17 protein-coding genes are annotated in these 20,383 nt (G+C 71.6%); 16 read left to right on the top strand and 1 reads right to left on the bottom strand.

All coding sequences use genetic code 11. From position 1 onward, the window contains the following. Window positions 1–3 precede the first annotated feature (3 nt). The 12 genes from murF to ACFYWQ_RS00670 all read left to right on the top strand — a co-directional run bounded on the left by murF (window position 4) and on the right by ACFYWQ_RS00670 (window position 12,639). Window positions 4–1,419, top strand: coding sequence for a UDP-N-acetylmuramoyl-tripeptide--D-alanyl-D-alanine ligase (murF, locus tag ACFYWQ_RS00725; RefSeq protein ID WP_389511584.1), 1,416 nt, complete (start codon window positions 4–6; stop codon window positions 1,417–1,419). Continuing rightward, on the top strand, window positions 1,416–2,489 hold the full coding sequence (gene mraY / locus ACFYWQ_RS00720) for a phospho-N-acetylmuramoyl-pentapeptide-transferase (RefSeq protein WP_385078426.1): 1,074 nt from the start codon (window positions 1,416–1,418) through the stop codon (window positions 2,487–2,489). Before murF ends, mraY begins: the two co-directional genes overlap by 4 nt. Next, window positions 2,471–3,895, top strand: coding sequence for a UDP-N-acetylmuramoyl-L-alanine--D-glutamate ligase (murD, locus tag ACFYWQ_RS00715; RefSeq protein WP_389511583.1), 1,425 nt, complete (start codon window positions 2,471–2,473; stop codon window positions 3,893–3,895). The genes mraY and murD overlap by 19 nt, the downstream gene beginning before the upstream one ends. A gap of 130 nt (window positions 3,896–4,025) precedes the next feature. Next, window positions 4,026–5,378 carry a putative lipid II flippase FtsW gene (ftsW, locus tag ACFYWQ_RS00710; protein ID WP_389511582.1) on the top strand — a complete coding sequence of 451 codons (1,353 nt, stop codon included), beginning with the start codon at window positions 4,026–4,028 and terminating at the stop codon, window positions 5,376–5,378. 6 nt (window positions 5,379–5,384) lie between these two features. Further along, entirely contained in the window at window positions 5,385–6,473 is a 1,089-nt protein-coding gene (gene murG, locus ACFYWQ_RS00705; protein ID WP_389511581.1) for an undecaprenyldiphospho-muramoylpentapeptide beta-N-acetylglucosaminyltransferase, read from the top strand. A gap of 39 nt (window positions 6,474–6,512) precedes the next feature. Further along, complete coding sequence (locus ACFYWQ_RS00700) at window positions 6,513–7,307, top strand: cell division protein FtsQ/DivIB (RefSeq protein WP_389511580.1); 795 nt, start codon at window positions 6,513–6,515, stop codon at window positions 7,305–7,307. A gap of 278 nt (window positions 7,308–7,585) precedes the next feature. Next, window positions 7,586–8,782, top strand: a complete 1,197-nt coding sequence (ftsZ, locus tag ACFYWQ_RS00695) for a cell division protein FtsZ (protein WP_389511579.1) — start codon at window positions 7,586–7,588, stop codon at window positions 8,780–8,782. Beyond that, window positions 8,779–9,507: a peptidoglycan editing factor PgeF gene (pgeF, locus tag ACFYWQ_RS00690; RefSeq protein WP_389511578.1), complete on the top strand. Its 729-nt coding sequence runs from the start codon at window positions 8,779–8,781 to the stop codon at window positions 9,505–9,507. The genes ftsZ and pgeF overlap by 4 nt, the downstream gene beginning before the upstream one ends. A 6-nt stretch (window positions 9,508–9,513) precedes the next feature. Continuing rightward, entirely contained in the window at window positions 9,514–10,233 is a 720-nt protein-coding gene (locus ACFYWQ_RS00685; protein ID WP_389511577.1) for a YggS family pyridoxal phosphate-dependent enzyme, read from the top strand. 128 nt (window positions 10,234–10,361) lie between these two features. Next, on the top strand, window positions 10,362–11,003 hold the full coding sequence (locus tag ACFYWQ_RS00680) for a cell division protein SepF (RefSeq protein ID WP_389511576.1): 642 nt from the start codon (window positions 10,362–10,364) through the stop codon (window positions 11,001–11,003). 65 nt (window positions 11,004–11,068) lie between these two features. Further along, the gene (locus ACFYWQ_RS00675; protein WP_020129925.1) at window positions 11,069–11,353 is read left to right on the top strand and encodes a YggT family protein; all 285 of its coding nucleotides are present in this window, start codon (window positions 11,069–11,071) and stop codon (window positions 11,351–11,353) included. 53 nt (window positions 11,354–11,406) lie between these two features. Further along, on the top strand, window positions 11,407–12,639 hold the full coding sequence (locus ACFYWQ_RS00670; RefSeq protein ID WP_389511575.1) for a DivIVA domain-containing protein: 1,233 nt from the start codon (window positions 11,407–11,409) through the stop codon (window positions 12,637–12,639). A 330-nt stretch (window positions 12,640–12,969) separates the two neighbouring features. Here ACFYWQ_RS00670 and ileS read toward each other — a convergent pair whose 3' ends face one another. Further along, entirely contained in the window at window positions 12,970–16,101 is a 3,132-nt protein-coding gene (gene ileS, locus ACFYWQ_RS00665; RefSeq protein ID WP_389511574.1) for an isoleucine--tRNA ligase, read from the bottom strand. 604 nt (window positions 16,102–16,705) lie between these two features. Between ileS and ACFYWQ_RS00660 the strand changes: the two genes are divergently transcribed. The 4 genes from ACFYWQ_RS00660 to ACFYWQ_RS00645 all read left to right on the top strand — a co-directional run bounded on the left by ACFYWQ_RS00660 (window position 16,706) and on the right by ACFYWQ_RS00645 (window position 20,293). Further along, window positions 16,706–18,022, top strand: coding sequence for a TraR/DksA C4-type zinc finger protein (locus ACFYWQ_RS00660; protein ID WP_389511573.1), 1,317 nt, complete (start codon window positions 16,706–16,708; stop codon window positions 18,020–18,022). Window positions 18,023–18,089: 67 nt separating this feature from the next. Further along, a complete protein-coding gene (lspA, locus tag ACFYWQ_RS00655) occupies window positions 18,090–18,737 on the top strand; it encodes a signal peptidase II (protein WP_389511572.1) in 648 nt (215 codons plus the stop codon). Window positions 18,738–18,875: 138 nt separating this feature from the next. Further along, window positions 18,876–19,820 carry an RluA family pseudouridine synthase gene (locus ACFYWQ_RS00650; protein ID WP_389511571.1) on the top strand — a complete coding sequence of 315 codons (945 nt, stop codon included), beginning with the start codon at window positions 18,876–18,878 and terminating at the stop codon, window positions 19,818–19,820. Continuing rightward, a complete protein-coding gene (locus tag ACFYWQ_RS00645) occupies window positions 19,817–20,293 on the top strand; it encodes a GNAT family N-acetyltransferase (protein WP_389511570.1) in 477 nt (158 codons plus the stop codon). Before ACFYWQ_RS00650 ends, ACFYWQ_RS00645 begins: the two co-directional genes overlap by 4 nt. Window positions 20,294–20,383 lie beyond the last annotated feature (90 nt).

Below are 20,383 nucleotides of genomic sequence, written 5' to 3'. Positions count from 1 at the left end.
CTTGTGATCGCCCTCTCCCTCGCCGAGATCGCAGCAGTCGTCGGCGGGCAGACGCACGACATACCGGATCCGACCGCGCGCGTCACCGGGCCGGTCGTCCGGGACTCCCGCGAGGTGGAGCCCGGCAGCCTCTTCGTCGCCTTCGTCGGCGAACGCGTGGACGGCCACGACTTCGCCCGCGCGGTCGTGGAGGCGGGCGCGGCGGCCGTCCTGGCGTCGCGCCCCGTCGGCGTGCCCGCGATCGTGGTGGACGACGTCCAGGCGGCGCTCGGCGCCCTCGCCCGGCACGTCGTGCGCACGCTCGGCACGACGCTCGTCGCCCTCACCGGCTCGGCCGGCAAGACCAGCACCAAGGACCTCATCGCGCAGGTGCTCCAGCACAAGGCGCCGACGGTGTGGACGCCCGGCTCGCTCAACAACGAGATCGGGCTGCCGCTGACCGCCCTGTCCGCCACCGAGGAGACGAAGTTCCTCGTGCTGGAGATGGGCGCCCGCGGCATCGGCCACATCCGCTACCTCACCGGCCTGACGCCCCCGCGGATCGGGCTCGTGCTCAACGTCGGCAGCGCCCACATCGGCGAGTTCGGCGGCCGCGAGCAGATCGCGCAGGCGAAGGGCGAACTGGTCGAGTCCCTGCCCGCGGCGGACGACGGCGGCATCGCCGTCCTCAACGCGGACGACCCCTTGGTCCGGGCCATGTCCTCCCGGACGGCCGCACGGGTGGTCCTGTTCGGGGAGTCGGGCGAAGCGGACGTACGCGCCGAGAACGTACGACTCACGGACAACGGACAGCCCTGCTTCAGGCTTCACACACCCTCCGGTGCAAGCGATGTGACCATGCGCCTGTACGGTGAGCACCACGTGTCGAACGCGCTCGCCGCGGCCGCCGTCGCCCATGAGCTGGGCATGTCCGCGGAAGAGATCGCCACCGCGCTCTCCGAGGCGGGCTCCCTCTCCCGCTGGCGGATGGAGGTCACCGAGCGCCCGGACGGCGTGACGATCGTCAACGACGCCTACAACGCGAACCCCGAGTCCATGAAGGCCGCCCTGCGTGCGCTGGCCGCCATGGGCACCGGGCGCCGTACGTGGGCGGTGCTCGGCAAGATGGCCGAGCTGGGGGACGAGGCGCTCGCCGAGCACGACGCGGTCGGACGGCTCGCCGTCCGGCTCAACGTCAGCAAGCTCGTCGCGGTCGGGGGCAGGGAAGCCGCCTGGCTGCAACTGGGCGCATATAACGAGGGTTCGTGGGGTGAGGAGTCGGTGCACGTGTCCGACGCACAGGCGGCGGTCGACCTGTTGCGCAGCGAGTTGCGCCCGGGAGACGTCGTACTCGTGAAGGCGTCCCGTTCGGTCGGCCTCGAGAGCGTCGCGCAGGCGCTGCTCGCGACCGGTGCCGAGGGTGAGGTCGCTGCCCGATGATGAAGCAGATCCTGTTCTCGGGTGTCATCGGTCTCTTCCTGACCTTGGTCGGCACGCCACTGCTGATCAAGCTGCTCGCGCGCAAGGGATACGGCCAGTACATCCGTGACGACGGCCCGCGCGAGCACGCCAGCAAGCGCGGTACGCCGACCATGGGCGGTATCGCCTTCATCCTGGCGACCGTGGCCGCGTACTTCCTGTCCAAGGTCATCACCGGCCAGACGCCGACCTACTCGGGTCTGCTGGTGCTCGGCCTGATGGTCGGCATGGGCCTGGTCGGCTTCCTCGACGACTACATCAAGATCGTCAAGCGGCGGTCGCTGGGTCTGCGGGCCAAGGCGAAGATGGCCGGCCAGCTGATCGTCGGCATCGCCTTCGCGGTGCTCTCGCTCCAGTTCGCCGACGCCCGCGACATCACCCCCGCCTCCACCAAGCTGTCGTTCATCACGGACTTCGGCTGGACGATCGGCCCGGTGCTGTTCGTCGTCTGGGCGCTGTTCATGATCCTCGCCATGTCGAACGGCGTGAACCTCACCGACGGTCTGGACGGCCTCGCCACCGGCGCCTCCGTGCTCGTCTTCGGCGCCTACACGTTCATCGGCGTCTGGCAGTTCCAGGAGTCCTGCGCCAACGGCGAGACCCTGACCAACCCCAACGCGTGCTTCGAGGTGCGCGACCCGCTGGACCTCGCGGTCGTCTCCTCCGCGCTGATGGGCGCCTGCCTGGGCTTCCTGTGGTGGAACACCTCGCCGGCCAAGATCTTCATGGGCGACACCGGTTCGCTGGCGCTCGGCGGTGTCCTCGCGGGTCTGGCGATCTGCTCCCGCACCGAGCTGCTGCTCGCCATCCTGGGCGGTCTGTTCGTCCTCATCACCATGTCGGTGGTCATCCAGGTCGGCTCCTTCCGCCTGACCGGCAAGCGCGTCTTCCGCATGGCACCGCTCCAGCACCACTTCGAACTCAAGGGCTGGTCCGAAGTCCTTGTCGTGGTCCGCTTCTGGATCATCCAGGGCATCTGCGTCATCGTCGGACTGGGTCTCTTCTACGCGGGATGGGCAGCAGAAAAGTGACCGACTGGCAGGGCAAGCACGTCACCGTCGCCGGACTGGGCGTCTCCGGCGTCCCGGCGGCCAAGGTGCTGCACGGGCTCGGCGCGCGGGTCACCGTCGTCAACGACGGCGACGACGCACGCGCGCGTGCCCAGGCGGCCGAACTGGAGTCGCTCGGCATCACCGTGCGCCTCGGTGACGGGGCCACCCTGCCCGAGGGCACCGAGCTGATCGTCACCGCCCCCGGCTGGCAGCCGGACAAGCCGCTCTTCGCGGCGGCGCACGAGGCCGGGGTGCCGGTCTGGGGCGACGTCGAGCTCGCCTGGCGCCTGCGCGGCCCGGACGCGGCCCCCTGGCTCGCCGTCACCGGCACCAACGGCAAGACCACCACCGTCCAGATGCTCGCCTCCATCCTCCGGGCGGCGGGCCTGCGCACGGCGGCCGTCGGCAACATCGGCGTCTCGCTGCTGGAGGCGGTCCTCGGCGAGGAGGAGTACGACGTCCTCGCCGTGGAGCTCTCCAGCTACCAGCTGCACTGGGCGCCCTCGCTGCGCGCCCACTCGGCGGCCGTCCTCAACCTGGCCCCCGACCACCTCGACTGGCACGGCTCCATGGAGGCGTACGCCAGGGACAAGGGCCGGATCTACGAGGGCAACCGGATCGCCTGCGTCTACAACGTCGCCGACAAGGCCACCGAGGACCTGGTGCGCGAGGCGGACGTCGAGGAGGGCTGCCGCGCCGTCGGGTTCACGCTCGGCACGCCCGGCCCCTCCCAACTCGGCGTCGTGGAGGGCATCCTGGTCGACCGCGCCTTCGTCGAGAACCGGCAGCAGAACGCCCAGGAGCTCGCCGAGGTCTCCGACGTGAACCCGCCGGCCCCGCACAACATCGCCAACGCCCTTGCGGCGGCGGCCCTCGCGCGCGCCTTCGGGGTGCCCGCCAGGGCCGTACGGGACGGCCTGCGGGCCTTCACCCCCGACGCCCACCGCATCGCCCACGTGGCGGACGTGGACGGCGTCGCCTACGTCGACGACTCCAAGGCCACCAACACCCACGCGGCGGAAGCCTCGTTGGCGGCGTACGGGTCGATCGTGTGGATCGCGGGCGGACTCGCCAAGGGCGCCGCCTTCGACGAGCTGGTCGCCCGGTCCGCCGGGCGGCTGCGCGGGGTCGTCCTCATCGGTGCCGATCGTGCGCTGATCCGCGACGCCCTCGCGCGACACGCCCCGGAAGTACCCGTCGTCGACCTCGACCGGACCGACACTGGGGCGATGCTCGCGGCTGTCCAGGAGGCCCGGCGCCTCGCCGCCGAAGGCGACACGGTGCTGCTCGCCCCGGCCTGCGCCTCCATGGACATGTTCGCCAACTACAACCAGCGCGGTGACGCGTTCGCGGAAGCGGTCCGCGGACTCGGCGCGGGCGCCTGACGGCGGGTTCCGGCCGCGGCGGTTGCTCCGGGACCCTTGGAGGGACGCGTGACTCGGATGTGGCTGGGCTCTCGTCGGCGGTTCACCGCCGGTCACGGCGCCGTGCCGGACGGCGGGGCGGTGAGCGCCGATGCCCGGTAGCCGAACCGGCGGCCGGCCGCCCGTGCAGCGGGCCGCGCGGCGGCCCGCCGCCCGGTCGCCGCGCGACAACCCCGTGCTGCGGTTCACCACCCGGGCGCGCAAGGCCTGGGACCGGCCGCTGACCGCGTACTACCTGATCCTCGGCGGCAGTCTGCTGATCACCGTGCTGGGCCTGGTGATGGTCTACTCCGCCTCCCAGATCACCGCCTTGCAGATGTCGCTGCCGGGCTCGTTCTTCTTCCGCAAGCAGTTCCTGGCGGCCGCCATCGGCGGGGCGCTGCTGCTGGTCGCCTCCCGGATGCCGGCGAAACTGCTCCGGGCGCTGGCCTACCCGATCCTCGCCGGGGCCGTCTGCCTGATGGCCCTGGTGCAGGTGCCGGGGATAGGGATGGCGGTCAACGGCAACCAGAACTGGATCTCGCTCGGCGGCTCCTTCCAGATCCAGCCCAGCGAGTTCGGCAAGCTCGCGCTGGTCCTGTGGGGCGCCGACCTGCTCGCCCGCAAGCACGACAAGAGGCTGCTGGCGCAGTGGAAGCACATGCTGGTGCCGCTCGTGCCGGTCGCGTTCATGCTGCTGGGACTGATCATGCTCGGCGGCGACATGGGCACGGCGATCATCCTGACGGCGATCCTGTTCGGCCTGCTGTGGCTGGCGGGCGCCCCCACCCGGCTCTTCGTGGGCGTGCTGTCGATCGCCGCCACGATCGGTGTGATCCTCATCAAGACCAGCCCGAACCGCATGGCCCGGCTCCAGTGCATCGGCGCGACCGACCCCGGCCCGGGCGACGCCTGCTGGCAGGCCGTGCACGGCATCTACGCCCTCGCCTCCGGCGGGATCTTCGGTTCCGGGCTCGGTGCGAGCGTGGAGAAATGGGGCCAACTCCCCGAAGCCCACACCGACTTCATCTTCGCCGTCACCGGTGAGGAACTGGGCCTCGCGGGGACGCTGTCGGTACTCGCCCTGTTCGCGGCTCTAGGCTATGCGGGTATCCGCGTGGCCGGACGCACGGAGGACCCCTTCGTGAGGTATGCCGCGGGAGGTGTGACCACCTGGATCACGGCCCAGGCCGTGATCAACATCGGTGCGGTGCTCGGTCTGCTGCCGATCGCCGGTGTCCCCCTCCCGCTGTTCTCCTACGGGGGCTCCGCCCTGCTGCCGACCATGTTCGCCATCGGGCTGCTGATCGCCTTCGCACGCGACGAGCCCGCTGCGCGGGCGGCGCTTGCGATGCGGCATCCCCGCTTTGGTAGAAAGCGGGGGGCCGGGGGTCTCACGGGGCCCCGGAGATGGAACACGATGCGACGGCGCGCCTCGGCGGCGCGCTCGTCCGGAGAGCGGTGAATTTCGGTGCATGTCGTACTCGCTGGTGGGGGGACCGCCGGCCACATCGAGCCCGCGCTCGCCCTCGCGGACGCCCTGCGCAGGCAGGACCCGACCGTGGGCATCACGGCCCTGGGCACCGAGCGCGGCCTGGAGACCACGCTCGTTCCCCAGCGGGGCTACGAGCTCGCGCTGATCCCCGCGGTGCCGCTGCCGCGCAAGCCCACACCGGAGCTGATCACCGTCCCGGGCCGGCTGCGCGGCACGATCAAGGCGACCGAGCAGATCCTGGAGCGCACCAAGGCGGACGCCGTCGTCGGCTTCGGCGGCTACGTGGCCCTGCCCGGCTACCTCGCCGCCAAGCGCCTGGGGGTGCCGATCGTCATCCACGAGGCCAACGCCCGCCCCGGCCTGGCCAACAAGATCGGCTCCCGGTACGCCGCCCAGGTCGCCGTCTCCACCCCGGACAGCAAGCTCCGCAACGCGCGCTACATCGGCATCCCGCTGCGCCGCTCCATCGCCACCCTGGACCGCGCCGCCGTGCGCCCCGAGGCCCGCGCGGCGTTCGGCCTCGACCCGAACCTGCCGACGCTGCTCGTCTCCGGCGGCTCCCAGGGCGCCCGCCGCCTCAACGAGGTCGTGCAGCAGGTCGCCCCGTGGCTCCAGCAGGCCGGGATCCAGATCCTGCACGCGGTCGGCCCGAAGAACGAACTGCCGCAGGTCCAGCAGATGCCGGGAATGCCTCCCTACATCCCGGTAAGTTATGTGGACCGGATGGATCTCGCGTACGCCGCGGCCGACATGATGCTCTGCCGCGCGGGCGCGATGACCGTCGCCGAACTCTCCGCCGTCGGACTCCCGGCCGTCTACGTCCCGCTGCCCATCGGCAACGGCGAACAGCGGCTGAACGCCCAGCCGGTGGTCAAGGCCGGCGGCGGTCTGCTGGTCGACGACGCGGAACTGACCCCGGAGTGGGTGCGGGAGAACGTCCTGCCGGTGCTCGCCGACCCGCACCGGCTGTACGAAATGTCCCGCGCCGCAGGCGAGTTCGGCCGCCGGGACGCGGACGACCTGCTCGTCCGCATGGTCTACGAGGCGATCGCCGCGCGCCGTTAGGCGCGGCGGGCAAGGCTCTGGGAGCGAAGGGCAGGGAGCGTGGCCGGACCCACCACCGCCGAGCGCGGTGCACGCCAGCAGGAGACGTCCGGCCCGCCCCTGGCCCGCAGGCTGGGCCCGCGCCGGCTTCGTACGATCATCATCCTCGCGGTGGCCTTCGTGCTCGTCGGGGCGGGCGTCGTCTGGGTGTTGTACGGCTCGCGGTGGCTGCGGGTGGACCACGTCTCCGTCTCGGGGACGAGCGTGCTGACCCCGCAGCAGGTGCGCGAGGCCGCCGACGTCCCCGTCGGGGACCCCCTGGTCTCCGTCGACACCGGCGCGATCGAGGCGCGGCTGCGCGCGGCGCTGCCCCGGATCGACTCGGTCGAGGCGGAGCGTGACTGGCCGCATGGAATCGACCTGAAAGTGACCGAACGCAAGCCGGTCCTGCTGGTTCGAAAAGGGCAGAAGTTCGTGGAAGTGGACAAGGAAGGCGTCCGCTTCGCCACCGTTTCCCAAGCCCCTCGGGGGGTGCCGCTGCTCGACGTGGAAACCTCGACGTCGGGTTCGGCCGCCGCGAGTCTGCGCCGCTTCGGGGCGGACCGGCTGGTGCGTGAGGCGGTGAAGGTCGCCGGCGCCCTTCCGGCCGCCGTCGCGCGGGACACCCGGGTCGTCAAGGTGCGTTCCTACGACGACATCTCGCTGGAGCTGAGCGGTGACCGCACGGTGGTGTGGGGCAGTGCCGAGAAGGGTGCCGCGAAGGCCCGTACCCTCACCGCCCTGATGAAAGCCTCCCCGGACGCCGGGCAGTTCGACGTCAGCGTGCCCACGGCCCCCGCGTCAGCGGGGAGTTGACGCACATCAGAGCAGGCCAGCACCCTGGTTGGGCAGCGACTTGGCTGATCACATAGGGTGAAAAGAAAAACGGGAGGTTCGGCGTGTTCGTTGAACGGGCGCCACTTGTCGACTTAGTGTCCTGTTCAGAAGACTCCAAGGAACAGACACACTGGTAACCCTAAACTTCAGGGTTAGGGTTCGGGTCGGCGAAACGGACCGTCCCATTCGGCATCAGTCACCGGAGCGCGGAGCACCGCGAGACGGCGACCCGTAACTCGAGGCGAGAGGCCTTCGACGTGGCAGCACCGCAGAACTACCTCGCAGTCATCAAAGTCATCGGTGTCGGCGGCGGTGGTGTCAATGCCATCAACCGGATGATCGAGGTCGGTCTCAAGGGCGTCGAGTTCATCGCCATCAACACCGACGCGCAGGCGCTGTTGATGAGCGACGCCGACGTCAAGCTCGACGTCGGCCGCGAACTCACCCGCGGACTCGGCGCCGGAGCCAACCCGGCCGTCGGCCGCAAGGCCGCCGAGGACCACCGCGAGGAGATCGAGGAGGTCCTCAAGGGGGCCGACATGGTCTTCGTGACGGCCGGTGAAGGCGGCGGCACCGGCACCGGCGGCGCGCCCGTCGTGGCCAACATCGCACGCTCCCTGGGCGCCCTCACCATCGGCGTGGTCACCCGCCCGTTCACCTTCGAGGGACGGCGCCGCGCGAACCAGGCCGAGGACGGCATCGCCGAGCTCCGCGAAGAGGTCGACACCCTCATCGTCATCCCGAACGACCGGCTGCTGTCCATCTCGGACCGCCAGGTCTCGGTCCTCGACGCCTTCAAGTCGGCCGACCAGGTCCTGCTCTCCGGTGTCCAGGGCATCACCGACCTGATCACCACCCCGGGTCTCATCAACCTCGACTTCGCCGACGTCAAGTCGGTCATGTCCGAGGCCGGCTCGGCCCTCATGGGCATCGGCTCGGCCCGTGGCGACGACCGCGCGGTGGCCGCCGCCGAGATGGCGATCTCCTCGCCGCTCCTGGAGGCCTCCATCGACGGCGCCCGCGGCGTGCTGCTCTCCATCTCCGGCGGTTCCGACCTCGGCCTGTTCGAGATCAACGAGGCCGCCCAGCTGGTCAGCGAGGCCGCCCACCCCGAGGCCAACATCATCTTCGGCGCGGTCATCGACGACGCCCTCGGCGACGAGGTCCGGGTCACCGTGATCGCGGCCGGCTTCGACGGCGGCCAGCCCCCGGCCCGCCGGGACAACGTCCTCGGCGCGGCCTCCTCCCCGGCCCGCCGCGAGGAGCCGGCCCCGGTACGGCAGCCGGAGAGCCGCCCGACCTTCGGCTCGCTCGGCAGCGTCACGCCGAAGGAGGAGCCGGAGCCGGCGCCCGAGCCGGTGGCCGAGCTCCCGGTCTCCCCGCCGGTCCCGCCGTCGCGGACCTACTCGGACAGCGCGGCCGAGGAACTGGACGTGCCGGACTTCCTGAAGTGATAGGACGGCGCGGACACGTGAGCGGCGCGCACTTCGCCTTCACCGACCGGTGGGGCGGGGTGAGCGCCGCTCCGTATGAGCAGCTCAACCTGGGCGGGGCGGTCGGCGACGACCCCGGCGCCGTCCGGACCAACCGCGAACTGGCCGCGAAGACCCTCGGCCTGGACCCCGCCTCGGTCGTCTGGATGAACCAGGTGCACGGCACGGACGTGGCCGAGGCCGACGGGCCGTGGGGCGAGCGCCCCGTGCCCGACGCCGACGCGCTCGTCACGGCCCGGCGGGGTCTCGCCCTCGCCGTCCTGACCGCCGACTGCACCCCCGTCCTGCTCGCCGACCCGGTCGCGGGCGTCGCCGCCGCGGCCCACGCGGGCCGGCCCGGCATGGTCGCCGGGGTCGTCCCCGCCGCCGTACGGGCCATGGTGGAGCTCGGCGCCGAACCGGCGCGGATCGTCGCCCGCACCGGGCCCGCCGTCTGCGGCCGGTGCTACGAGGTGCCGGAGGCGATGCGCGCCGAGGTGGCCGCCGTCGAACCGGCGGCGTACGCCGAGACGAGCTGGGGTACGCCGGCGGTCGACGTGACCGCCGGGGTGCACGCGCAGCTCGAGCGGCTCGGTGTGCGCGACCGGGAGCGGTCGCCGGTGTGCACGCGGGAGTCGCAGGACCACTTCTCGTACCGCCGCGATCGCGCCACAGGGCGACTCGCGGGATATGTCTGGTTGGACTGATGAGGGATGACGGACCGTAAGACCGAACTCGCCGCCAACCTGGCGAAGGTGGAGGAGCGCATCGCCGCCGCGTGCGCGGCCGCCGGCCGTGAGCGGGAGGAGGTGACCCTGATCGTGGTCACCAAGACCTACCCGGCGCAGGACGTGCGGCTGCTGTCGGAACTCGGCGTGCGCCACGTCGCCGAGAACCGTGACCAGGACGCGGCGCCGAAGGCCGCGGCCTGCTCGGATCTGCCTCTTTCCTGGCACTTCGTGGGCCAGTTGCAGACCAACAAGGTCCGCTCGGTGGTCGATTACGCCGCTGTCGTGCAGTCCGTCGACCGGCCCCGGCTGGTGACCGCCCTGTCGAAGGAGGCCGTACGGGCCGGGCGCGAGCTCGGCTGCCTCATCCAGGTCGCGCTCGACGCCGGCGAGAGCGCGCGCGGCGAGCGGGGCGGCGTCGCCCCGGCGGGCATCGAGGAGTTGGCCGGACTCGTCGCCGCCTCCCCGGGGCTTCGGCTCGACGGACTGATGACCGTCGCACCCCTGACCGGGGAGTACGCCGGACGGCAACGGGCGGCGTTCGGGCGGTTGATGGATTTGTCGACCGACCTGCGCAGAGCCCATCCGGCTGCGAACATGGTCTCGGCAGGGATGAGTGCGGACCTCGAGGAGGCCGTGGCGGCCGGGGCGACACATGTGCGCGTCGGCACCGCGGTACTCGGAGTCCGCCCCAGGCTCGGGTAACGTCGCCAAGAAGTCGGACCACAGCAGAAAATATGGTCATTACCGCCGAAAGGCGGTCACAAGGGCCACGTGGATCGCGGGACTTGGCAGTCGGAAGCCGATCCACCACAGAGCGGAGGACTCAGAGCATGGCCGGCGCGATGCGCAAGATGGCGGTCTACCTCGGCCTCGTGGAGGACGATGGGTACGACGGCCGGGGTTTCGACCCCGATGACGACTTCGAACCCGAGCTCGACCCGGAGCCCGAGCGTGACCACCGGCGGCACGAGCCGTCGCATCCGTCACACGGCGCACATCAGTCCCAAAGGGATGAAGAGGTGCGTATCGTGCAACCGCCCGCGCCGCGCGAACCGGTCGCCCGGGTCGCTTCGCCGGCCGCGGAATCCGGACGCCCGGCGCGCATCGCGCCCGTGGCATCCATCACACAAGAACGTCAGTCCCTGGAGAAGAACGCACCGGTGATCATGCCCAAGGTCGTGTCGGAACGAGAGCCGTACCGGATCACCACGCTCCACCCCCGGACCTACAACGAGGCCCGTACCATCGGGGAACACTTCCGTGAGGGAACCCCGGTGATCATGAATCTGACCGAGATGGACGACACGGACGCGAAGCGACTTGTCGACTTCGCGGCCGGTCTGGTGTTCGGCCTCCACGGCAGCATCGAGCGGGTGACGCAGAAGGTGTTCCTGTTGTCTCCTGCTAACGTCGATGTCACGGCGGAGGACAAGGCCCGCATCGCAGAGGGCGGGTTCTTCAACCAGAGCTGAGACGCACCACCGGAAAACAGCGGTACACGAAGAGCGCGCAAGCAGGGGAGAGGGAAGCACCGAACATGAGCGTGGTCCTTGATGTCGTCTACATCGCGCTGATGGTCTTCCTCATCGTGCTCATCTTCCGGTTGGTCATGGACTACGTCTTCCAGTTCGCCCGCTCATGGCAGCCCGGCAAGGCGATGGTGGTCGTTCTGGAGGCCACCTACACTGTCACCGATCCACCGCTCAAGCTTCTGCGGCGGGTGATCCCGCCGCTGCGTCTCGGGGGCGTGGCGCTCGACCTGTCCTTCTTCGTACTGATGATCATCGTCTACATCCTGATCTCGATCGTGAGCCGGCTGTGAGCGATGTGAACTACCGTCTTGCCGAATGCCGACGACTACGTTGAGGTGAAGAGATGCCGTTGACCCCCGAGGACGTGCGGAACAAGCAGTTCACGACCGTCCGCCTCCGAGAAGGCTATGACGAGGACGAGGTCGATGCCTTCCTCGACGAGGTCGAAGCCGAGCTGACCCGTCTGCTGCGCGAGAACGAGGACCTGCGCGCCAAACTGGCCGCGGCCACGCGCGCCGCTGCCCAGAACCAGCAGAACATGCGCAAGCCCCCGGAGCAGCAGGACCAGCAGCAGGGCGGTATGCCCCCGCAGCAGCAGGGGATGCCGCAGCAGCAGGGAATGCCGCAGCAGGGGATGCCGCCGCAGCAGCAGGGGATGCCCCAGCAGCAGGGAATGCCCCAGCAGCAGGGGATGCCGCAGCAGGGCATGCGAGGTCCGGGCGCACCGGTGCCCGCCGGGATATCGGGCCCGCCGCAGCAGCAGATGGGTGGCCCCATGGGTGGTCCGCCCCAGCTGCCGAGCGGTGCCCCGCAGCTGCCTGCCGGTCCCGGCGGCCAGGGTCCGCAGGGCCCCGGTCCGATGGGCCAGGGTCCCATGGGGCAGGGACCGATGGGTGGTCAGCCTCCCATGCAGCAGCAGATGGGCGGTCCGATGGGCGGCCCCATGGGCGGTCCGATGGGCGGCCCCGGTCAGGGCCCCGGTGGCGACAGTGCCGCCCGTGTCCTCTCGCTGGCCCAGCAGACCGCCGACCAGGCGATCGCGGAGGCCCGTTCCGAGGCCAACAAGATCGTCGGCGAGGCGCGTTCGCGGGCCGAGGGTCTCGAGCGTGACGCCCGTGCCAAGGCCGACGCCCTGGAGCGGGACGCGCAGGAGAAGCACCGTGTCGCGATGGGCTCCCTGGAGTCCGCCCGCGCCACGCTGGAGCGCAAGGTCGAGGACCTGCGCGGCTTCGAGCGCGAGTACCGCACGCGTCTGAAGTCGTACCTGGAGTCGCAGCTGCGTCAGCTGGAGACCCAGGCCGACGACTCCCTCGCCCCGCCGCGTACCCCGGCCGCAGCCTCCCTCCCGCCGTCCCCGGCGCCTTCCATGGCTCCGGCCGGCGCGAGCGCCCCGGCCTACGGGGGCAACCAGGGCATGGGCGCGCCGAGCCCGGCTGCTCCGTCCTACGGCGGCCAGCAGCAGATGTCCCCGGCGATGACCCAGCCGATGGCTCCGGTCCGGCCGCAGGGCCCGTCGCCGATGGGCCAGGCTCCCTCGCCGATGCGTGGCTTCCTGATCGACGAGGACGACAACTGACGGCCAGTAGTACGCCTTAGGCGTCGGCAGCGTTCAACAGGGCGGGGCCCCGGATTTCCGATCCGGGGCCCCGCCCTGTTCTTGCTGTTCTTGCTCCCCGGTCGACGAGGGAACCGACGCCGGCGGTGCCGACCCCCAGGGGCGCGGGGAACCGCGCGCCCAGCCGTCGGCGGCTCGCGGCCGGGCGAAGACCTGGTGGTGGCACGGCGGTGGCCCGCCGGGGCGGTACGGCGACCGCCTGCCGGGGCGGTACGGCGACCGCCCGCCGGGGCGGAGCGGCGGCTGTCCGCCGGGCGGATCCCGGGGACAGCCGCCGATGTCCGGGAGGGCTTACGCCTTGCGGAGCCGGAACGTCAGGGTCAGGCCCTCGTCCGTGAACGGGGTGCCGTAGGTGTCGTCCGCCTCGCCCTGGGCGAAGTCCGTGGCGAGGACCTCGTCGGCGATCAGTCCGGTGTGACCGGTCAGGGCGTCGACGGTGGCCGGGTCGGTCGCGGTCCAGCGGAGCGCGATGCGGTCGGCGACGTCGAGGCCGCTGTTCTTGCGGGCCTCCTGGATCAGGCGGATCGCGTCACGGGCCAGGCCGGCGCGGCGCAGCTCCTCCGTGATCTCCAGGTCGAGGGCGACCGTCGCGCCGGAGTCGGACGCCACCGACCAGCCCTCGCGCGGGGTCTCCGTGATGATCACCTCGTCCGGGGCGAGGGTGATCGTCTCGCCGTCGACCTCGACCGACGCCGTGCCGTCGCGCAGGGCGAGGGAGAGCGCGGCCGCGTCGGCGTTCGCGACGGCCTTCGCCACGTCCTGGACCCGCTTGCCGAACCGCTTGCCCAGGGCCCGGAAGTTGGCCTTGGCGGTGGTGTCGACCAGGCTGCCGCCGACCTCGGAGAGGGAGGCCAGGGACTCGACGTTCAGCTCCTCCGTGATCTGCGTGTGCAGTTCGGGGGAGAGGGCGTCGAACCCGGTCGCCGCGATCAGGGCGCGCCGCAGCGGCTGGCGGGTCTTCACGCCCGACTCCGCGCGGGTGGCGCGGCCCAGCTCGACCAGGCGGCGGACCAGGACCATCTGCCGCGACAGCTCGGGGTCGATGGCGGAGAGGTCCGCCTCCGGCCAGGCGGCCAGGTGGACGGAGTCCGGGGCGCCCGGGGTGACCGGGACCACCAGGTCCTGCCAGACCCGCTCGGTGATGAACGGGGTCAGCGGGGCCATCAGCTTGGTGACCGTCTCCACGACCTCGTGCAGGGTGCGCAGCGCGGCCTTGTCGCCCTGCCAGAAGCGGCGGCGGGAACGGCGCACGTACCAGTTGGACAGGTCGTCGACGAACGCCGAGAGCAGCTTGCCGGCGCGCTGGGTGTCGTAGGCCTCCAGGGACTGGGTCACCTGGTCGGTGAGCGCGTGGAGTTCGGACAGCAGCCACCGGTCCAGGACCGGGCGGTCGGCGGGGGCCGGGTCGGCCGCGGACGGCGCCCAGCCGGCCGTACGGGCGTACAGGGCCTGGAAGGCGACCGTGTTCCAGTACGTGAGGAGCGTCTTGCGGACGACTTCCTGGATGGTGCCGTGGCCGACGCGGCGGGCCGCCCACGGGGAGCCGCCGGCCGCCATGAACCAGCGGACCGCGTCCGCGCCGTGCTGGTCCATGAGCGGGATCGGCTGGAGGATGTTGCCGAGGTGCTTGGACATCTTGCGGCCGTCCTCGGCGAGGATGTGGCCGAGGCAGACGACGTTCTCGTACGACGACTTGTCGAAGACCAGCGTGCCGACCGCCATCAGCGTGTAGAACCAGCCGCGGGTCTGGTCGATGGCCTCGCTGATGAACTGCGCCGGGTAGCGGGACTCGAACAGTTCCTTGTTCTTGTACGGGTAGCCCCACTGCGCGAACGGCATCGACCCCGAGTCGTACCAGGCGTCGATGACCTCCGGCACGCGCGTGGCCGTCTTCTCGCACTGGGGGCAGGCGAAGGTGACGGCGTCGATGTACGGGCGGTGCGGGTCCAGCCCGGACTGGTCGGTGCCGGTGAGCTCGGTGAGCTCGGCGCGGGAGCCGACGACGGTGAGGTGGTCGTCCTCGCAGCGCCAGATCGGCAGCGGGGTGCCCCAGTAGCGGCTGCGGGACAGGGCCCAGTCGATGTTGTTGTTCAGCCAGTCGCCGAAGCGGCCGTGCTTGACCGTCTCGGGGAACCAGTTGGTCTTCTCGTTCTCCTGGAGGAGGCGGTCCTTGACGGCCGTGGTGCGGATGTACCAGGACGGCTGCGCGTAGTAGAGGAGCGCGGTGTGGCAGCGCCAGCAGTGCGGGTAGCTGTGCTCGTACGGGATGTGCCGGAAGAGGAGGCCGCGCTGCTGGAGGTCCTCGGTGAGCTTTTCGTCCGCCTTCTTGAAGAAGACGCCGCCGACCAGGGGGACGTCCTCGGCGAAGGTGCCGTCCTGGCGGACCGGGTTCACCAGCGGCAGGCCGTAGGAGCGGCAGACCTTGAGGTCGTCCTCACCGAAGGCGGGGGACTGGTGGACCAGGCCCGTGCCGTCCTCGGTGGTGACGTAGTCGGCGTTGACGACGAAGTGGGCCTCGGCGGGGAACTCCACCAGCTCGAACGGCCGCTGGTAGGTCCAGCGCTCCATGTCCGCGCCGGTGAAGGTCTCGCCGGTGGTCTCCCAGCCCTCGCCGAGCGCCTTGGCGACGAGCGGCTCGGCGACGACGAGCCGCTCCTCGCCGTCGGTGGCGACGACGTAGGTGACCTCGGGGTGGGCGGCGACGGCCGTGTTGGAGACGAGCGTCCAGGGGGTCGTCGTCCACACCAGGAGCGCGGCCCGGCCGGCGAGCGGACCGGAGGTGAGCGGGAAGCGGACGTACACGGACGGGTCGACGACCGTCTCGTAGCCCTGGGCCAGCTCGTGGTCGGAGAGGCCGGTGCCGCAGCGCGGGCACCAGGGGGCGACCCGGTGGTCCTGGACCAGCAGGCCCTTGGCGAAGATCTCCTTCAGCGACCACCAGACCGAGTCGACGTACTCCGGGTCCATGGTCCGGTAGGCGTCGTCGAGGTCGACCCAGTAGCCCATGCGGGTCGTCAGCTCGGTGAAGGCGTCGGTGTGGCGGGTCACGGACTCGCGGCACTTGGCGTTGAACTCGGCGATGCCGTACGCCTCGATGTCCTGCTTGCCGCTGAAGCCGAGCTCCTTCTCGACCGCCAGCTCCACCGGCAGGCCGTGGCAGTCCCAGCCCGCCTTGCGGGCCACGTGGTAGCCGCGCATGGTGCGGAAGCGGGGGAAGACGTCCTTGAAGACGCGCGCCTCGATGTGGTGGGCGCCCGGCATGCCGTTGGCGGTGGGCGGGCCCTCGTAGAACACCCATTCGGGGCGGCCCTCGGACTGCTCCAGGCTCTTGGCAAAGATCTTCTGCTCGCGCCAGAAGTCGAGCACCGCGTGCTCGAGGGCGGGCAGGTCGACCTGGGCGGGCACCTGGCGGTACGTCGTCATCGATCTTCCTCCGGCGGACTTTCTGCCTTCCGTCGGAGGGACGAGAGCTTTCTTTCCTGTCTACGCCGTGTGCGGCGCGCTCCCGCGGTACCACCCTCCTTGGCCCTCCGGTGCGCCGTCCGCTCCGGTGAGCCCCCTCATTGGGGTCGCGATGCCGGGTCTACTCGCCTGTGCCTCTCGGCCGGGGCTTTCTTCCGGCGGCTCCGGGGTGATCTTCACGTCGCGCTCGCCCCCGGGCTTCCACCGTCCCCGGGTCGCTCTGGGCTGCGTACGCCGCTACTCGTCCCCATCCACGCTTTTCGCTGCGCCCAGTGTACGGCGCCGCGACGACAGCGGCCGACCGGTTTTCGGGGCGGGCGGGCGGGCGCGGGGCACGGGCGGATCGGGGATGACCCGAACGGTGAGGTGCGCGGGCCCGGGTTCCGGGACGGCCGGCTCGGCGGATTACCCGCCGGGGAGCTGGGCACAACGGTTGCAGGCTTGCCGCACTGCGTGCGCGAGGCGGGCGAATCGGGCGGTGTGCCCCGTTGCCGCGGGACCCAAGTCGATTTATCGTCCCAGCACGATTTGCGCGCAAAGCACCATATGTGAAGGGGCCGCGGCCATGGTGGCGAAGAAGACCGCCGTACAGCAGTCGGCGTCCGGCAGGCCCACGGGTGCCCCTGGCGGTGCGGCAAGGCGTGTCGGCAAGAGCCTCGGCGAGGACCTCGGCAAGGAGGGCAAGGACAGCAAGGACGGCAAGGAGGTCGTCGGCAAAGGCGCCGGCAAGGCGGTGGGGGCGGTGGGAGCGCCTGCCGGTGAGGGGACTTCCACGTCGGGGGTTGGCCGGGCGCCGGCGGGGAAGAAGTCGGTCGCCGAGGAGGGGGAGGGGAAGAGGGCGGTGGCCAGGAGGAGCACTGCCACGAGGACGGCCGGCGGGAAGGCCGCCACGCCGAAGGCGTCCGGGACGCGGGCGTCCGGCAAGCGGGCGTCCGGCGGGCGGGGCGCGGCTGCTTCGGAGGAAGCGGCGGAGCGTGCGGAGAAGAAGGTGCCCGCCAAGAAGGTGCCTGCGAGGAAGGCGCCTCCCGAGAAGGAAGCCGTGAGGACGGCACCCGCCGGGCACGCGGCAGTGGAGGACACTGCGGCGGCGGCGGACACCGCGGCGTCGGAGGAGACCGCCGGACCGGCCGGGAAGGCGGCCGGGTCGGCAGGACGGACGGTCGCGGGGGCGGGCGCCGGGAGGAGGACGGGGGCGAGGAAGGCCGTGGCCCCGGAGGAGGCCGCGGTGGCGGAGAGCGTCGGCAGCGAGGTGACCGCCGGTTCGGAGGGGGCCGGCGGCAAGGGCGGTGCGGTGGCCGGAGAGCCCTCGGAGGGCCCGGGCACGGCCGGGAAGCGCACCGCCGGGAAGAGCACGGCCAAGAAGGTGGGCGCGGCCTCGGCCGCGGAGCAGACGGGAGCCACGACGGTGGTTGCGAAGAAGACTCCTGGCACGGCCACGGCGGCGAAGACGGCCGTTCCCAAGGCGCGGTTCGCCGCCGCGGAGCCGGGCGAGCTGGCGGTGCGCCCCGGTGAGGAACCCTGGACCCCGGAGGAGGCCGACGAGGCCCGCACCGAACTTCAGTCCGAGAAGGAACGGCTGCGCACGGAGCTCGCCGCGTCCGAGGCGGCCCTGGCGGGTCTGATGCGCGACTCGGGGGACGGCGCCGGAGACGACCAGGCGGACACCGGGACCAAGAACATCACGCGGGAGCACGAACTGGCGCTGGCCGCCAACGCGCGCGAGATGCTGATCCAGACGGAGCACGCCCTGGAGCGGCTGGACGCCGGCACCTACGGCCTGTGCGAGAACTGCGGCAACCCCATCGGCAAGGCGCGCATGCAGGCCTTCCCCCGGGCCACGCTGTGCGTCGAGTGCAAGCAGAAGCAGGAGCGCCGGTACTGATCACCCGGCCGCCGGGGGGTGTGCCGTACCCTCGTCCTCAGTCAGGTACCTAGGTTGAGGGACTCACGTGGCAGAGGCGGAGCGCATCATCGGTACGCCGGACACCCCCGAGGCGGCGGGAGCCGCGCCGGAGCCGTCCGACGGGACCGCCGGGAAGGCGGCGCCGGACGGGTCGTCCGGAGCGCACGAGCCGGTGGCGGGAGCCGAGGACGGAGCCGAGCGGCCGCGTGGCAAGCGCCGGGTCGCCGTGCTGTTCGCGGTCGCCACGTTCGCGTACGCCCTCGACCTGGTCAGCAAGATGATCGTGGTCGAGAAGCTGGAGCACCAGCCGCCGATCGAGATCGTCGGCGACTGGCTGAGGTTCGAGGCGATCCGCAACGCGGGCGCCGCCTTCGGCTTCGGCGAGGCCTTCACGGTGATCTTCACGGTCATCGCGGCGGCGGTGATCGTGGTGATCGCCCGCCTCGCGCGCAAACTGCGCAGCCTGCCCTGGGCGATCGCGCTCGGTCTGCTGCTCGGTGGCGCGCTCGGCAACCTCACCGACCGGATCTTCCGCTCGCCGGGCGTCTTCGAGGGCGCGGTGGTCGACTTCATCGCGCCGAAGCACTTCGCGGTCTTCAACCTCGCCGACTCGGCCATCGTGTGCGGCGGCATCCTGATCGTGCTGCTGTCGTTCAAGGGACTCGACCCGGACGGCACCGTCCACCGGGACTGACTCCGCGAGCGCGGACCGGGTCCCAGGGGCCCGGGTCCCCGGTGCAGGGGTCCGCGGGCGGTGGGTCCGCGGGCGGTGGGCCACGGTCGTCCACAGGCTCCGTACGGGCCTGTCGCACCCGTCCGGCATACTCGACGGGTGAGCACCCTTCCCGAGATCCGTACCCTGCCCGTGCCCGACGGCCTGGAGGGCGAGCGCGTCGACGCCGCCATCTCCCGCATGTTCGGCTTCTCCCGCACCAAGGCGGCCGAACTCGCCGCCGCGGGGAAGGTCGCGGTCGACGGGTCGGTCGTCGGGAAGTCCGAGCGGGTGCGCGGCGGCGCCTGGCTCGAGGTCGAGATGCCGCAGGCGCCCGCACCCGTGCAGGTGGTGGCCGAGCCGGTCGAGGGCATGGAGATCGTCCACGACGACGACGACGTGGTCGTCATCGTCAAGCCGGTCGGGGTGGCCGCCCACCCGTCGCCCGGCTGGACCGGGCCGACCGTCATCGGCGGTCTCGCCGCCGCCGGCTACCGCATCTCCACGTCCGGCGCCGCCGAGCGCCAGGGCATCGTGCACCGGCTCGACGTGGGCACCTCCGGCCTGATGGTGGTCGCCAAGTCCGAGTACGCGTACACGTCGCTGAAGCGCCAGTTCAAGGAGCGCACGGTCGACAAGCGCTACCACACGCTCGTCCAGGGCCACCCCGACCCGACCAGCGGCACCATCGACGCCCCCATCGGGCGGCACCCCCAGCACGACTACAAGTGGGCGGTCACCGCCGACGGCAAGCCGTCCGTCACCCACTACGACCTCATCGAGGCGTTCCGCGCGGCCTCGCTCCTCGACGTCAAGCTGGAGACCGGCCGCACGCACCAGATCCGCGTCCACATGTCCGCCCACCGCCACCCCTGCGTCGGCGACCTGACGTACGGCGCCGACCCGACGCTCGCCAAGCGGCTGCGCCTGACCCGGCAGTGGCTGCACGCGGTGCGGCTGGGCTTCGAGCACCCCGGCGACGGCCGGTGGGCCGAGTTCGCCTGCGACTACCCGGACGACCTCCAGAGCGCCCTGGACCAGGTCCGCGAGGAGACCTACGGATGAGCACGCGCGCGTACGGGGTGCGTGTCGTGCAGGACCCCGCCTACCGCGAGGCCTGCTTCGCGCTCCGCAAGGAGGTCTTCGTCGGCGAGCAGGGAGTCCCCGAGGACATCGAGTACGACACCTACGACGCCGACGCGGTGCACGTGCTGGCGGTCCGCGAGGACGGCGTCCCCCTGGGGACCGGGCGGCTGCTGTACGGCGAGGCGGCCGCGGCGAAGACCGGCGGCGATCCCTCGGTCGGGTCGCTGGGCAGGCTCGCGGTCGCGAAGGAGGCGCGCGGGCTGGGCGTCGGGGCCGCGCTCGTGCGCGCCCTGGAGGAGGCGGCACGCGCGCGGGGACTGGCCGCCGTCGACCTGCACGCGCAGACCCACGCGCTGGGCTTCTACGAACGGCTCGGCTACGCGGCCTACGGGCCGGAGTTCCCGGACGCCGGCATCCCGCACCGGGCGATGCGGCGGGCGCTGCGGCCGTAGGCCCCGGGCGCGGACCCGCGCCCGCCCGGCGACAGGACGTGGCCCGGGGTGCCGCCCGGCGACAGGGCGTGGCCCGGGGTGCCGCCCGGG

It is taken from the genome of Streptomyces sp. NPDC003247, assembly GCF_042888135.1.
In the GTDB taxonomy this organism is placed as follows: domain Bacteria; phylum Actinomycetota; class Actinomycetes; order Streptomycetales; family Streptomycetaceae; genus Streptomyces.
Note: the sequence above shows the minus strand (reverse complement) of the source record. Positions and strands in the feature narration are given on the sequence as shown.

Bases quoted from the DNA above. Each gene is read 5' to 3' on its own strand.
- mraY (WP_385078426.1), top strand. From the start codon at position 1,416: ATGATGAAGCAGATCCTGTTCTCGGGTGTCATCGGTCTCTTCCTGACC.
- murD (WP_389511583.1), top strand. From the start codon at position 2,471: ATGGGCAGCAGAAAAGTGACCGACTGGCAGGGCAAGCACGTCACCGTC.
- ftsW (WP_389511582.1), top strand. From the start codon at position 4,026: ATGCCCGGTAGCCGAACCGGCGGCCGGCCGCCCGTGCAGCGGGCCGCG.
- ACFYWQ_RS00685 (WP_389511577.1), top strand. From the start codon at position 9,514: ATGACGGACCGTAAGACCGAACTCGCCGCCAACCTGGCGAAGGTGGAG.
- ACFYWQ_RS00680 (WP_389511576.1), top strand. From the start codon at position 10,362: ATGGCCGGCGCGATGCGCAAGATGGCGGTCTACCTCGGCCTCGTGGAG.
- ACFYWQ_RS00675 (WP_020129925.1), top strand. From the start codon at position 11,069: ATGAGCGTGGTCCTTGATGTCGTCTACATCGCGCTGATGGTCTTCCTC.
- ACFYWQ_RS00670 (WP_389511575.1), top strand. From the start codon at position 11,407: ATGCCGTTGACCCCCGAGGACGTGCGGAACAAGCAGTTCACGACCGTC.
- ileS (WP_389511574.1), bottom strand. From the start codon at position 16,101: ATGACGACGTACCGCCAGGTGCCCGCCCAGGTCGACCTGCCCGCCCTC.
- ACFYWQ_RS00660 (WP_389511573.1), top strand. From the start codon at position 16,706: ATGGTGGCGAAGAAGACCGCCGTACAGCAGTCGGCGTCCGGCAGGCCC.
- ACFYWQ_RS00645 (WP_389511570.1), top strand. From the start codon at position 19,817: ATGAGCACGCGCGCGTACGGGGTGCGTGTCGTGCAGGACCCCGCCTAC.